Origin of the sequence: Roseovarius sp. THAF8, assembly GCF_009363735.1 — a bacterium.
In the GTDB taxonomy this organism is placed as follows: Bacteria; Pseudomonadota; Alphaproteobacteria; order Rhodobacterales; family Rhodobacteraceae; genus Roseovarius.
In genome coordinates, this window is record NZ_CP045410.1 from 1,945,947 (window position 1) to 1,959,271 (window position 13,325).

The window sequence follows — 13,325 nt, forward strand, 5'->3', positions numbered from 1 at the left end:
CCGCGCCGGACCTGATCCGGGGCCTCGTAGGGTGGGTGAAAACCCACCACGCCCCTCACCCCTCGCGCAACATCGCGTAGGGTGGGTGAAAACCCACGCACCACGCCTCACCCCTCGCGCGCATTCTCCTCGGCCAACAACGCCTCCAACCCCGCCTTGTAATCCGGATAAATCAACTGGACCCCCAACTCGTCCTTGATCCGGCTGTTCTCCACGCGCTTCGATTCCGCATAGAACGACCGCGCCATGGGGCTCATCTCCGCCTCCTCGAAATCCACCGCCGGCGGCAACGGCAGGCCCAAGAGTTCCGCCGCATAGCCGATCACGTCCTGCGGCGGCGCCGGATCGTCGTCGCAGACGTTATAGGCCGCACCCGGATTGGGCCGGTTTATCGACGCCTCCAGCACCTGCGCGATATCCTCCACATGGGTGCGGCTGAACACCTGGCCTTGCTTGATGATCCGCCGCGCCGTGCCGCGGCGCACCTTCTCGAACGGCCCGCGCCCGGGGCCGTAAATCCCCGCCAACCGGAAGATATGCAGCGGCAGGCCCGGTATCGCCGCCCACGCGGCCTCGGCGACGACGCGCTTCTGCCCCCGCTCGGTCGACGGCTCCAGCGGGCTGTCCTCGTCCACCCAGTCGCCCTCGTGATCGCCGTAGACCCCCGTGGTCGACAGGTACCCGGCCCATTCCAGCCGACCCGCGATGGCCGCGATATCGTCGCCCAGCGCGTTCAGCACCGGGTCGCCATCCTCCCCCGGGCTGACGGATGTCAGCAGATGCGTCGCCGCCCCCAGCACCTCCGACAGGTCGCTTCCGGGCCAGACCACGCCCTCCACGCCCTCGTCCCGCAGCGCCTCGGCCTTCTCCGCGCTTCGGGTCGTGCCGATCACCCGCCAGCCCTGCGGCACCAGCCGCCGCGCCAGCGCCCGCGCCGAAAACCCGTGCCCGAAGGACAGCAATACCTTGCCCATGCGTTTCTCCTATGGCTCTCCGCCAGATATATCCTGCAGCGGCCGCGACGCCACCCAGGCATAGCCGTTCTCGCACAGGATGGTGGTCTCGCGCAGGCCGTGCGGCTTGTCCGTCGGCGGCTGCAACACGTGCCCGCCCGCCGCCTCGGCCTTGTTGGCGGCCTCGTCCGGATCACTGTCGAACAGGTGGATCTGCGCCCCCGCCCCGCGCGGGCCGCTTTCGGGCAACAGCCCCAGCGCGGGATGGCTGCCATAGGTGGCATCGACATGCAGCTGCATCAGCTGATCGCCATAGACCATGATCGCGAAATCCCCGCTCACCCGGTGGCCTCGCATCCCGAACACCGCCTCCAGGAACGCCACCTCGCGCGCCACGTCCCGCACCAGCAGGTTCAGGCCCATCCCCCGCAGCGACGCGCCGAACACCTCCGGCTTGACCGTCTCGAAATCCATCGCTCCCTCCCTCGCACCGAAATCCGCGCCAGCTTGCGAACCGCCCCCCGCTCTGTCAACGTGCCCCGCAAAAGTTGAATGTATCGGGTACACCATGGCTCAGACCGCCGATGACGGCCGCTACCACAGTCCAGAGGCCCCGGCGCCGCAGAACTTCACCGAGGCCGCGGCGGCCGTGGATCACCTGGTGGCGCTCTACGACGACGCGGTAAGCTTCCTGTGCGAGGCGTTCCAGGCCGCGATGCTGAACGGTCAGCCGTCGCGCCCCGTGCGCGCCTTCTACCCCGAGATCCGCATCAGCACCTCCAGCTATGCCAAGATCGACAGCCGCCTCAGCTTCGGCCACCTGGCCGAACCGGGCACCTACGCCACCACGGTCACCCGGCCGCGCATGTTCCGGAACTACCTCGAACAGCAGATCGGCCTTCTGCTCCACAACCACGATGTGCCGGTGACGATCGGCGTGTCCGACACCCCGATGCCGGTGCATTTCGCCGTCGCCAACGATGCCTCGATCACCGTCCCGCAACAGGGCGCCGCCGACTTTACCCTGCGCGACTATTTCGACGTGCCGGACCTGTCGACCACCAATGACGACATCGTCAACGGCACCTATACCGTCATGCAGCAAAGCCCCGCGCCGCTTGCCCCCTTCACGGCGCAGCGCGTGGACTATTCGCTCGCGCGGCTCGCCCATTACACCGCCACCGCGCCCGAGCATTTCCAGAACCACGTCCTCTTTACCAACTACCAATTCTACGTGGCCGAGTTCGAGGCCTATGCCCGCAAGGTCCTCGCCAATCCCGACAGCGGCTACGACAGCTTCGTCGGCCCCGGCGACGCGACCATCACCGGCCCCGACGACGTGCTGCGCCCCACCACCAAGCTGCCGCAGATGCCCACCTACCACCTCAAGCGCAAGGGCAGCAGCGGCATCACCCTGGTCAATATCGGCGTCGGCCCCTCCAACGCCAAGACCGCGACCGACCACATCGCCGTCCTGCGCCCCCATGCCTGGATCATGGTCGGCCATTGCGCGGGCTTGCGCAACTCGCAGTCGCTGGGCGATTTCGTTCTCGCCCATGCGTATTTGCGCGAGGACGCGGTGCTCGATGCCGACCTGCCCGCCTGGGTGCCCATCCCGGCGCTGGCCGAGGTGCAGATCGCGCTGGAAAAGGCCGTCGCCGCCGAAACCGAACTGGAAGGCTACGCGCTCAAGAGTGTCATGCGCACCGGCACCGTCGCCAGCTTCGACAACCGCAACTGGGAACTGCGCGACCAGTCCGGCCCGGTCCAGCGCCTGTCGCAATCCCGCGCCATCGCGCTCGACATGGAAAGCGCCACCATCGCCGCCAACGGCTTCCGCTTCCGCGTGCCCTACGGCACGCTTCTGTGCGTCTCGGACAAGCCGCTCCACGGCGAACTGAAACTGCCCGGCATGGCCAGCGATTTCTACAAGACCCAGGTCTCGCGCCACCTCATGATCGGCATCCACGCGATGGAGCATATCCGCGACATGCCGCTGGAACGCATCCACAGCCGCAAGCTGCGCAGCTTCGACGAGACCGCGTTCCTCTAGGCTCCCCCAGACAACGAAAAACACCCGTCCCGGACCCGATCCGGGACCTCTCTGCCGTTTGCGCATCCGGTGAACACGGGGCGGAGAGCCGCAAACCCCCTACGGCACCGTTCTGCCAACATAAATTGAAAAAACTCGCGCCGACTCGCCTTTTGCGTCTACGCTTGTCGAATTCCGATCCGGAATGACACGACAGGAGAGAACAATGTCAAAAAAACTGGTCCTGGGATTTGACGACAGTGAAAGCGCCAAGGCGGCTCTCGACTTCGCAACCACCCTGGCAAAGGCACAAGGTGCGGAAGTCATCGTCGCCCATGTGCTGGAATGGTCCCCCTATTCCTTTCTCACCAAGGAAGAACTCGAGGAACGGCACATGCGCCGCAAGGAGGAACTGGCCCGCGCCGAGGACGCGCTGCTCAAGCCTGTCCTGAAAAGACTGTCCGACGCCGGCATCACCGCGACGACGGTCCTGCGCTACGGCCATATCGCCGACACGCTGGTCGACATCATCAAGGAAAACAACGCCGAGATGATCGTCATCGGCCGCACCGGCCACTCGGCGCTGTCGTCGCGCCTCTTCGGCTCGGTCGCGGGCAGCCTGGCACAGGCCGCCCCCGTGCCGGTCACCATCGTACCGTGATCATGCGCCACGCATTCAACGACAATAATCGAGGGACACAGATGAAACATGCATTCAAGACGCCCCTGGCGGCGCTCTTCGCCCTGCTGGCGCTCAGCGCCCCGGCCCTGGCGCAATCCATCGACGAAACCGTCAACGAGATCTTCGCCAATTCCACCGGCTGGTTCGTCAGCCTGATCTTCTCCGACTTCCCCGGCACCAGCTTCCCCTGGATCGTCGGCTGGCTGGTCATCGCCGCCACCGTCTTCACCGTCTATTTCGGCGTGGTGCAGCTGCGCTGGGTCGGCCACTCCATCGCGCTCGTGAAGGGCGACTATTCCGATCCCAACGACGCCGGCGAGGTCAGCCACTTCCAGGCGCTCGCCACGGCGTTGTCGGGCACGGTGGGCCTGGGCAACATCGCGGGCGTCGCGGTGGCCGTCGGCATCGGCGGTCCGGGGGCGACGTTCTGGATGATCCTCGCGGGCCTTCTGGGCATGGCGTCCAAGTTCACCGAATGCACGCTCGGCGTGAAATACCGAAATGAATATCCCGACGGCAAGGTCTCGGGCGGCCCGATGTACTACCTGTCCAAGGGCTTCAAGGAACGCGGCATCTTCGGCGGCGGCATCCTGGCCGTGCTCTTCTCGATCTTCTGTATCCTCGGCGCATTGGGCGGCGGCAACATGTTCCAGGCCAACCAGGCCCACGCGCAGCTCTCCAACGTGCTGGGCGACTACCCCGGCTGGATCACCGGCCTCGTGATGGCCGCGGTCGTCTTCGCCGTCATCGTGGGCGGCCTGAAATCCATCGCCAAGGTCACCGAAAAGGTCGTGCCCTTCATGGGCATCCTCTATGTCGGCACCGCGCTCATCATCATCGCGATGAACTATGACCAGATCGGCACCGCCTTCGGGCGCATCTTCGAGGGCGCCTTCACCGGCCTCGGCGTCGCCGGCGGCATGGTCGGCGCGCTGATCCAGGGCTTCCGCCGCGCCGCCTTCTCGAACGAGGCGGGCGTCGGCTCTGCCGCCATCGCCCACTCGGCGGTGCGCACCAAGGAGCCGATCACCGAAGGCTTCGTCTCGCTGCTCGAGCCGTTCATCGACACGGTGGTGGTCTGCACCATGACCGCGCTGGTGATCATCATCACCGACCAGCTGATCACCGATCCCGAAACCGGCCTCTTCGTGCTGAACGAGGCAGGCAACGCGGTCCAGACGGTCGACGGCAACACCGGCGTCGCGCTCACGTCGGCGGCGTTCTCGTCCTCGATCGACGGGTTCAAGTACGTCCTGGCGCTGGCGGTGATCCTCTTCGCCTTCTCCACGATGCTCAGCTGGTCCTATTACGGCCTCAAGGCCTGGACCTTCCTCTTCGGCGAGGGCCAGACAAAAGAGCTGATCTTCAAGCTGATCTTCTGCCTCTTCGTGGTGATCGGCGCGGCCTCCAGCCTCGGCCCGGTGATCGACTTCTCCGACGCCGCGATCTTCGCCATGGCGGTGGTCAACGTGCTGGGCCTCTACTTCCTGATGCCGATCGTCAAGCGAGAGCTGCACAGCTACGCCGCGCGCCTGCGCTCGGGCGAGATCAAGAAGTACAAGTAAGCGCGAGGTCCCCTGACCGGGGACCGTCCCACCAACGACACCGCCCTCGCAGACTCTGCGGGGGCGGTTTTGCATTGGCTGCCTGCCAGTGCCAGAAGGCGCGGACTTGCCTTCACGCCAAGCCAACAGACGTTGCGAGCGACCCACGCGCAACGTGCGGTTCCATCGCGGTTCGCTGTACCGGGCTTGCACATGCAACGGACCGGCGCGCGGCAGCACGTGCCGTTCGGCAGTCTTTCGCGTCCGAACAGGACTTCAACTGCGTGACCCGGTTGTCAAAGCAAAATCCGTCAGTTAGAGACAAACCGTTATGTAATAACATCAATATTCATGGGGTCGCAGATCCCGTCAACACAGGAGCCTCTCATGCAACAGACATTCGCCAGGTGCGTTGCCGCCGTCGCCACCGGCGCATTGCTCGTGCTTTCCGCGCCGGCGTTCGCCCAAAGCGACAGCACACATGACCACGATCACGATCACTCCGAAGAACACGATCACTCCGAAAAGCACGATCACGGTGACGACAAGGTCTACAACGGTTACTTCGAGGATGACCAGATCGAGGACCGCACCCTCTCGGACTGGGAAGGAGACTGGCAATCGGTCTACCCGCTGCTGCAGGACGGAACGCTCGACCCCGTCATGGCGCACAAGGCCGAGCATGGCGACAAGACAGCGGCCGAATACACCGACTACTACGAAACCGGCTATGCGACCGATGTTGACCGTATCCTCATCGAAGGTGACAGCGTGACCTTCTTCGAGGACGGCACCCCGCTGCAGGGCCGCTATGCCAACGACGGCTACGAAGTGCTGACCTACAAGGCCGGCAACCGCGGTGTCCGCTACATCTTCGAAAAGAGCGGTGGCGATGCCGGGGCGCCCGCGTTCATCCAGTTCAGCGACCATGCCATCGCGCCGCAGGATGCCGGGCACTTCCACCTCTACTGGGGCGACGACCGGGCGAAGTTGCTCGAGGAAGTCACCAATTGGCCAACCTACTACCCCGCCGAACTCAGCGGCGAGGACGTGGCTGAAGAAATGATGGCCCACTGAATACGGGTCAATGCGTGCGGCCGGACAGGGCCGCACGCAGTCCGGGCCCCGGTCCGACAAAGCGGCGACCCGCAAAGAAAACGGCGCACGCTGACCCGGCTCATTGCCATGATATCCGGCGACAGAACGTGGCAGAGACGGTCGCCCAAACCGTCGCGGCGCTCCGTTGACTCCGCACCCGCAAAACGGACGTGCCGCGTGGGCAGACCCAGTGCACCGATGTCGATGCAGACGCCCTTGCATCCGGCACCATCTCGACATCCCCGTCCGGCCCAAGCCCCGGGCCGCCGCCTTACCCGGTCACACCTCGACCGTCACCCGCGTGCCCTGCTCCAGCGTCTCGACCGACAGGTCCGCCTCCAGCGATTGCGTCAGCGCCACGACGATGCTGCCGCCCACGCCGGGCTTGCCGCTGTCCCCGGTCGTATCCAGCGCCCCGTCGTGATCCTCCGCCCGCTCACGCTGCGTCTCGATGCTCGCCGCGCCGAACGGCCAGTTGCTGTCTTCCGGCAACCCGATCCCGTCATCCTCGACCGACAGGCGCAAGCCCTGCGCGCCGGTCCGCTGGAACCGCACCTCGACCGTGCCGGTCGACCGGCCCGCGAAGGCGTGCTCGAACGCATTGGTCAGGAACTCCGACAGCAGCAGCCCCAGCCGCGCCGCCTGGTCGACCGGCAACGACACCTCGTCGCATTCCACGTTCACCCGTATCGCCCCGCGCGGCTCCAGGCTGGACACCACCGAGGCGATCCGGCTCAGATAGGCGCCGGTCTCTATCTTTTCGCTGTTTCCGCCGCTCAGCAGCTCGTCATACAGAACCGACAGCGCCTCGATCCGGCGGCCGATCGCCTTCAGCGACTCCTCGGTGACGTCCTGGCGGGCCTGGATGCGGATCATGCTGACGATCATCGCCAGATGGTTTTTCACCCTGTGCTGCAACTCGCGCAGCAGCCCCAGCGTCGCGTCATCCTGCTCCGGCATCGTCACGGTCTGCGGGATTTCGCGCTGCAGGCCGAAAAACCCGGTCAGCGCACCGTCGCTGCCGTGGATCGGCGCCACCAGCAACTGGTTGCGAAACGCCGTGCCATCGGCCCGGTGGTTGGTGATCACGACCTCGAATTCCTCTGCCGAATCCAGCCCCGACCGAAGCTTCTGGACATCCGCCGCATCGGTCTCTTCACCCTGCAGGAAACGGCAGTTCCGCCCGATCGCGTACCGTCGGCTGTAAAGCGTCAGGGACTCGAAGGCGGAATTGACATAGGTGATCGGATTGTCGTCCAGCCTCGGATCGGTCAGCACCATGGACAACGGCGAAAGCCGTATCGCCTGCTCGACCTCGTTTTCGCCCATTTCCATGTCTTCCGGCTTCATCCTGTCGCTTCTCCCCAAACCGCTTCATCCTGAAGCAGCAGGAAAAGCTCCTTCAAGCTTACAGGATGGATCGCTCGCTTTCTGTACGCTACCGCACCTCAAATCCACAGGTCAATCACCGCTCCTCTTATCGGGAAGCAGCTCCGCATTGGCCGAACGCACCAGGTCGTAACACTCGCAGCTTGCCCCGCGCAGCCCCTTGATATCGGTGATCTCAAGACGCCCGCGCGCATACTTGATCAGCCCCTGCGACTGCAGGTCCAGCGCGGCGTTGGTCACCGTCGCCCGCCGCACGCCCAGCATTTGCGCCAGAAAGTCGTGGGTCAGCCGCATCTCGTTGCCGTCGGTCCGGTCCCCCATCGTCAGCAGCCACCGCGCCAGCCGCGGCTTGGCCTCATGCGCCGCGTTGCACGCGCCCGAGACCATCGCCTGGTACAGAACCGACTGCACGACCGAAAAGAGGGCGTTCTCGAAATCCCGATACTCGGATTTCAGCTCCCGGAACCGCTCTGCCGGCAAGCGCAGCGCCCGGCCCGCGATCTGCACCTCGTCCGCGGCCAGTTGCCTTGGATGTCGCAGGATCAGGTTCAGCGCGCTGCACGCCTCGCGTCCCACATTCGCCATCTCGACCCCGCTCCCGTCGCTGTAGGACGCCAGCGTGGAAATCACCGCGGTCTCGGGAAAATAGACGGCCGAGGTCGTATCGCCCATCCGGTGCAGGACATCGCCGGCCTTTAGCGCCACAGGTTCGCACCGCGCGCCCACCGCCTCCCGCGTCGACGCGCTCAAAGAGCGCAAGACCCTGTTGTTCGTTGCAAACGACATGTCGGGCCAACGCACGGCATAGCTCCATGGTTCACCGCCAGGCCGGGATCGGGTCGCGGGCCGCAAGACACGCCTTGCATCCCGCTCATTATTTCAATACTTCATGAAGTATGGAAATATTGATTCCCCACCGGCTCGCCACCCTCGGCCATCCCCAGCGCATGGCGGTCTTCCGTCTTCTGATGCGGCGCTACCCCGATGCCGTCCCGGCGACCGAACTGGCCCATGCGCTCGACCTCAAGCCCAACACGCTTTCCACCTACGTGAACGCACTGGCGCAGGCCGGGCTGATAACGCGCACGCGGCAGGGCACCTCCCTGCGCTACAGCGTCGACATGACAGCGATACGACAGACCCTAGACTATCTCATCGGCGATTGCTGCCGCGGCCGCCCCGATGCCTGTTCCACCACCTCCCTCCACACCCTTCTCGGAGTTCCCCAAATGACCGACCGCAAATACAACGTGCTCTTCATCTGCACCGGCAATTCCGCCCGCTCGATCTTTGCCGAAAGCCTCCTGCGCGCCGAGGCGGGCGACCGCTTCAACGCCTATTCGGCGGGCACCAAACCCCGGTCCGAACTAAACCCCTTCGCCCTCGATGTGCTGGAACAGAAAGGCCACGACACCTCGGTGCTCGAGGCCAAGAACGTCTCGGTCTTCCAGGGGCCCGACGCCCCGCAATTCGACTTCGTCTTCACCGTCTGCAACCAGGCCGCGAACGAGGAGTGCCCGGCCTGGACCGGCCAGCCCGTCAGCGCCCACTGGGGGATGCCCGACCCGGTGAAAGCCGAAGGGACCGACGCGCAAAAAGCGCTCGCCTTCCAACAGGCCTACGGCGCGCTTCAGAACCGCATCAAGGCGTTTACAAGCTTGTCACTCGACAGTCTCGACCGGATTTCCCTACAAAAGGCCGTGGACGACATCGCCAACATCAACAGCGGGGCCTCCGCATGACCACCTACGCCGTCAACGGGCTGGGCCGCATCGGCAAGCTGATCCTGAAACCTCTGCTGGAACGCGGTGCGAAAATCGCATGGATCAACGACGCCGTGGGCGATGCAGAGATGCACGCGCACCTTCTGGAATTCGACACCGTGCACGGCCGCTGGGACGCCGAATTTGCCCATGATTCCGACAGCGTCACCATCGACGGCACCCGCCTGTCTTTCATCGGCACCAAGGACCTGTCGGCGCTGCCTCTTGATGGCGTCGACGTGGTCATCGACTGCACCGGCGTCTACAAGACCGAGGCCAAGCTCGCCCCCTATTTCGAGGCGGGCGTGAAAAAGGTCGTCGTCTCCGCCCCGGTCAAGGACGGCGACGCGGCCAACATCGTCATGGGCGTCAACCACGACATCTACGACGCCGCCCGCCACCGCATCGTCACCGCCGCCAGCTGCACCACCAATTGCCTCGCCCCTGTGGTCAAGGTCATCCACGAGAACCTGCGGATCAAACACGGCTCCATGACCACGATCCACGACGTCACCAACACGCAGACCATTGTCGACCGTCCCGCCAAGGACCTGCGCCGCGCCCGGTCGGCGCTGAACTCGATGATCCCAACGACCACCGGCAGCGCCACCGCCATCACGCTGATCTACCCCGAACTCAAGGGCCGCCTGAACGGCCACGCCGTCCGCGTGCCGCTCCTCAACGCCTCGATCACCGACTGCGTCTTCGAGGTCGAGCGCGAGACCACCGCCGAAGAGGTCAACAGCCTCTTCAAGGCCGCGTCCGAAGGCTCGCTGAAAAACATCCTCGGCTACGAGGAACGCCCGCTCGTCTCCGCCGACTACACCAACGACACCCGCTCGGGCATCGTCGACGCGCCCTCGACCATGGTGGTCAACGGCACCCATGTGAAGATCTACGCCTGGTATGACAACGAGATGGGCTATGCCTACCGCCTCGTCGACGTGGCCCTGATGGTCGGCGCCTCGCTGTGACACAGGCCTCCGCCCGCCCCGAGGGCCTCTCGGCCTATATCGCCGTCACCGCGGCCTACTGGGCCTTCATGCTGACCGACGGAGCGTTGCGGATGCTGGTGCTTCTGCATTTCCACACGCTTGGTTTTTCCCCTGTCCAACTGGCCTATCTCTTCGTCCTCTACGAGATCGCCGGTATGGTCACCAACCTCGCCGCCGGCTGGATCGCCGCCCGCTTCGGCCTGACCTCCACGCTTTATGCCGGTCTGGGGATACAGGTGCTGGCCCTCCTGGCCCTCACCCAGCTCGATCCCGACTGGGCCATCGGCCTTTCGGTCGCCTTCGTCATGGTCGTGCAAGGCGCCAGCGGCGTGGCCAAGGACCTCGCCAAGATGTCCTCCAAATCCGCCGTCAAACTCCTCGCCCCCACGACAGGCGGCGGCCTCTTCCGCTGGGTTGCCGTGCTCACCGGCTCCAAGAATGCCGTGAAAGGGCTGGGCTTCCTGCTGGGCGCGGCCCTCCTGGCTCTCATCGGCTTCACCGGCGCGGTGCTCGGCATGGCCGCGATCCTTGCCCTCATCCTCGTGGCGGTCCTTCTCGCCATGCCCCCGGGCCTGCCCAGGGGCCGCAAGGGCGCCAAGTTCACCGAGGTGTTTTCCAAGTCCCCCAACGTCAACTGGCTGTCGGCGGCCCGCGTCTTCCTCTTCGGCGCCCGCGACGTCTGGTTCGTCGTCGGCATCCCGATCTACTTCTACGCCGTGCTGTCGGACGGCACCGAGGAGGGCAACCGCGCCGCCTTCTTCCTCATCGGGACGTTCATGGCCGTCTGGGTCATCCTCTACGGCGCGGTCCAGGCCGCCGCCCCCCGCCTCCTGCGCGCCGCCTCGCGCCCCGAGGCCGATCTGGTCTCCGCCGCCCGCTCCTGGGCCTGGGCGCTGGCCGCCGTCCCCGCCATCCTGACCGTCGCCGCGCTCGCGTCCTCCGGCCCGCAGCCCTGGCTCACCGTCACCCTCGTCGCCGGCCTGCTGGTCTTCGGCGGCGTCTTCGCGGTCAATTCCTCGCTGCACTCCTACCTCATCCTCGCCTTCACCCGGGCCGAGCGGGTGACGATGGACGTGGGCTTCTACTACATGGCCAACGCCGGCGGTCGCCTTGCCGGCACCGTGCTCTCGGGCCTCACCTACCAGACGGGTGGCCTGCCCCTGATGCTCGGCACCGCGACCGCCATGGTCGCGGGCGCCGCGCTGGCCTCCGGTCGCCTCGATCCGGGCCTGGGCCAGGAACGCCCCGCCACCTAGCCTCAGCCTCCCGTCAACCGCGTCCGGCCCGTTAACCCCGGCAGATCAAGTCAGGCGCACCGTCGCGATACCACCCGGATACCGACGCGATACCGACATGGGTTTTCGGCCCTCCCGGCCCCTTTAACCATGTTTCATTGGCGATTCCCCGCCCGGCATCCGGCATCGCCGTTTGCGCGTTGAAGGTCCCTGAATCTTGTGTAAAACGGTCCGGACACCAAAAAAACAGGCCCAAACAGCCGAAATCGGCCTTGTTTTGCTACACTATTTGTTGTGTTTGCCTACAAGATACAGTTAAATCCCGCGCAGGAGGCCCAAGAAACGGGCAGTTGAAGGAGACCAGAAAATGGCAAAACCGATGACCAAAACCCAGCTCGTTGCGGCCCTCGCCGAAGAAATGGGCAGCGACAAGAAAACCGCGACCAGCGCCCTCGACTCCATGATCGAGATCATCACCAAGGAAGTGTCCAACGGCGGCGCCGTCACCCTTCCCGGCGTCGGCAAGATCTACTGCCGCGAGCGCCCGGCCCGCATGGTGCGCAACCCCGCCACCGGCGAGCAGATCCACAAGGATGCCGACAAGGTCGTCAAGATGACGATCGCCAAGGCCCTCAAGGACAGCGTCAACGGCTGACCTTGTAATCCTGCCAGGTTTCGGAAAGGGTCGCCTCACCGGCGGCCCTTTTCAGTTCGAGGACGAGTAAATCATGGATTTTCGCGCGCTTTTCATGGGACTGGCCTTTGCCGTGATGTGGTCCAGCGCCTTCACCTCCGCGCGCATCATCGTCGCCGCCGCGCCCCCCGTGACGGCGCTCGCCCTGCGCTTCCTGATCTCCGGCCTCCTGGGCGTCCTGATCGCCCGCGCCCTGGGTCAGTCCTGGCGCCTGACGCCCGCGCAATGGCGCGCCACGATCGTCTTCGGCCTGTGCCAGAACGCGCTCTATCTCGGCCTCAACTTCGTCGCCATGCAGACGGTCGAGGCCTCGCTTGCCGCCATCATCGCCTCCTCCATGCCGCTGCTCGTCGGCCTCGCCAGCTGGCTGATCCTCGGCCAGCGCGTCAGCGCGCTTGGCTTTGCCGGCCTCGCCGCGGGCATGGCCGGCGTCGCGCTGATCATGGGCACACGGCTTCAGGGCGGCGCCGACCTCTACGGCGTCATGCTCTGCATCGGTGGCGTCGTGGCCCTCACCTTCGCCACCCTGATGGTGCGCGGCGCCACCTCGGGCGGCAACTTCCTGATGATCGTCGGCCTGCAAATGCTGGTCGGCAGCGTTGCACTGGGCATTGTCGGGCTGTCGACCGAAACGCTCGAAATCGCCTGGTCCTGGCCCTTCATCGCCGCCTTCGTCTACACCACGCTGATCCCGGGCCTGGCCGCCACGCTGGTCTGGTTCGCGCTGGTCAACCGCATCGGCGCGGTCAAGGCCGCCACCTTCCACTTCCTTACCCCGTTCTTCGGCGTCACCATCGCCGCCCTCGTGCTTAACGAAGCATTAGGGTTCTGGGATATAATCGGCGTGCTGGTGGTCACCGCAGGCATTCTCGCCGTGCAACTGTCGCGCCAGCAAGATACCTGAGCACCGGCCCGTCTCTTCCTCTGGCCGGAAATATCC

13 protein-coding genes are annotated in these 13,325 nt (G+C 65.2%); 9 read left to right on the forward strand and 4 right to left on the reverse strand.

What is annotated here, in order from left to right:
• Window positions 1–107 precede the first annotated feature (107 nt).
• Both FIU85_RS09505 and FIU85_RS09510 read right to left on the reverse strand, forming a co-directional pair.
• A complete protein-coding gene (locus tag FIU85_RS09505) occupies window positions 108–974 on the reverse strand; it encodes an SDR family oxidoreductase (protein WP_152496720.1) in 867 nt (288 codons plus the stop codon).
• Between the two features lie 9 nt (window positions 975–983).
• Entirely contained in the window at window positions 984–1,427 is a 444-nt protein-coding gene (locus FIU85_RS09510; protein WP_152496721.1) for a VOC family protein, read from the reverse strand.
• Window positions 1,428–1,521: 94 nt separating this feature from the next.
• Here FIU85_RS09510 and FIU85_RS09515 point away from each other — a divergent pair, with 94 nt between their 5' ends.
• The 4 genes from FIU85_RS09515 (at window position 1,522) to FIU85_RS09530 (ending at window position 6,288) form a co-directional block, all read left to right on the forward strand.
• Window positions 1,522–3,006 carry an AMP nucleosidase gene (locus tag FIU85_RS09515; RefSeq protein ID WP_152496722.1) on the forward strand — a complete coding sequence of 495 codons (1,485 nt, stop codon included), beginning with the start codon at window positions 1,522–1,524 and terminating at the stop codon, window positions 3,004–3,006.
• A gap of 205 nt (window positions 3,007–3,211) precedes the next feature.
• A complete protein-coding gene (locus FIU85_RS09520) occupies window positions 3,212–3,646 on the forward strand; it encodes a universal stress protein (protein ID WP_152490964.1) in 435 nt (144 codons plus the stop codon).
• A 41-nt stretch (window positions 3,647–3,687) separates the two neighbouring features.
• Window positions 3,688–5,232: a sodium:alanine symporter family protein gene (locus FIU85_RS09525; protein WP_152490963.1), complete on the forward strand. Its 1,545-nt coding sequence runs from the start codon at window positions 3,688–3,690 to the stop codon at window positions 5,230–5,232.
• A 366-nt stretch (window positions 5,233–5,598) separates the two neighbouring features.
• A complete protein-coding gene (locus FIU85_RS09530) occupies window positions 5,599–6,288 on the forward strand; it encodes a metal-binding protein ZinT (RefSeq protein WP_152496723.1) in 690 nt (229 codons plus the stop codon).
• Window positions 6,289–6,588: 300 nt separating this feature from the next.
• Here the strand turns inward: FIU85_RS09530 and FIU85_RS09535 are convergent, their stop codons facing one another.
• Window positions 6,589–7,659, reverse strand: a complete 1,071-nt coding sequence (locus FIU85_RS09535) for a histidine kinase dimerization/phosphoacceptor domain -containing protein (protein WP_152490961.1) — start codon at window positions 7,657–7,659, stop codon at window positions 6,589–6,591.
• A 111-nt stretch (window positions 7,660–7,770) separates the two neighbouring features.
• Window positions 7,771–8,448 (reverse strand): Crp/Fnr family transcriptional regulator, encoded by a 678-nt coding sequence (locus tag FIU85_RS09540; protein WP_172978852.1) that lies wholly within the window; start codon window positions 8,446–8,448, stop codon window positions 7,771–7,773.
• Window positions 8,449–8,594: 146 nt separating this feature from the next.
• Here FIU85_RS09540 and FIU85_RS09545 point away from each other — a divergent pair, with 146 nt between their 5' ends.
• From FIU85_RS09545 to FIU85_RS09565, 5 genes are all read left to right on the forward strand, one after another.
• The gene (locus FIU85_RS09545; protein WP_152496725.1) at window positions 8,595–9,440 is read left to right on the forward strand and encodes a helix-turn-helix domain-containing protein; all 846 of its coding nucleotides are present in this window, start codon (window positions 8,595–8,597) and stop codon (window positions 9,438–9,440) included.
• On the forward strand, window positions 9,437–10,435 hold the full coding sequence (locus FIU85_RS09550; protein WP_152496726.1) for an ArsJ-associated glyceraldehyde-3-phosphate dehydrogenase: 999 nt from the start codon (window positions 9,437–9,439) through the stop codon (window positions 10,433–10,435). Before FIU85_RS09545 ends, FIU85_RS09550 begins: the two co-directional genes overlap by 4 nt.
• Window positions 10,432–11,712 (forward strand): organoarsenical effux MFS transporter ArsJ, encoded by a 1,281-nt coding sequence (gene arsJ / locus FIU85_RS09555; RefSeq protein ID WP_152496727.1) that lies wholly within the window; start codon window positions 10,432–10,434, stop codon window positions 11,710–11,712. Before FIU85_RS09550 ends, arsJ begins: the two co-directional genes overlap by 4 nt.
• 346 nt (window positions 11,713–12,058) lie before the next feature.
• Window positions 12,059–12,346 carry an HU family DNA-binding protein gene (locus tag FIU85_RS09560; protein WP_057790788.1) on the forward strand — a complete coding sequence of 96 codons (288 nt, stop codon included), beginning with the start codon at window positions 12,059–12,061 and terminating at the stop codon, window positions 12,344–12,346.
• 73 nt (window positions 12,347–12,419) lie between these two features.
• Complete coding sequence (locus tag FIU85_RS09565; RefSeq protein WP_152490956.1) at window positions 12,420–13,289, forward strand: DMT family transporter; 870 nt, start codon at window positions 12,420–12,422, stop codon at window positions 13,287–13,289.
• The last annotated feature ends 36 nt before the right edge of the window (window positions 13,290–13,325 follow it).

Coding starts and splice junctions, on each gene's coding strand:
- FIU85_RS09515 (WP_152496722.1), top strand. CDS start 1,522: ATGGCTCAGACCGCCGATGACGGCCGCTACCACAGTCCAGAGGCCCCG.
- FIU85_RS09550 (WP_152496726.1), top strand. CDS start 9,437: ATGACCACCTACGCCGTCAACGGGCTGGGCCGCATCGGCAAGCTGATC.
- FIU85_RS09505 (WP_152496720.1), bottom strand. CDS start 974: ATGGGCAAGGTATTGCTGTCCTTCGGGCACGGGTTTTCGGCGCGGGCG.
- FIU85_RS09525 (WP_152490963.1), top strand. CDS start 3,688: ATGAAACATGCATTCAAGACGCCCCTGGCGGCGCTCTTCGCCCTGCTG.
- FIU85_RS09530 (WP_152496723.1), top strand. CDS start 5,599: ATGCAACAGACATTCGCCAGGTGCGTTGCCGCCGTCGCCACCGGCGCA.
- FIU85_RS09545 (WP_152496725.1), top strand. CDS start 8,595: ATGGAAATATTGATTCCCCACCGGCTCGCCACCCTCGGCCATCCCCAG.
- FIU85_RS09535 (WP_152490961.1), bottom strand. CDS start 7,659: ATGAAGCCGGAAGACATGGAAATGGGCGAAAACGAGGTCGAGCAGGCG.
- FIU85_RS09510 (WP_152496721.1), bottom strand. CDS start 1,427: ATGGATTTCGAGACGGTCAAGCCGGAGGTGTTCGGCGCGTCGCTGCGG.
- FIU85_RS09560 (WP_057790788.1), top strand. CDS start 12,059: ATGGCAAAACCGATGACCAAAACCCAGCTCGTTGCGGCCCTCGCCGAA.
- FIU85_RS09565 (WP_152490956.1), top strand. CDS start 12,420: ATGGATTTTCGCGCGCTTTTCATGGGACTGGCCTTTGCCGTGATGTGG.
- FIU85_RS09520 (WP_152490964.1), top strand. CDS start 3,212: ATGTCAAAAAAACTGGTCCTGGGATTTGACGACAGTGAAAGCGCCAAG.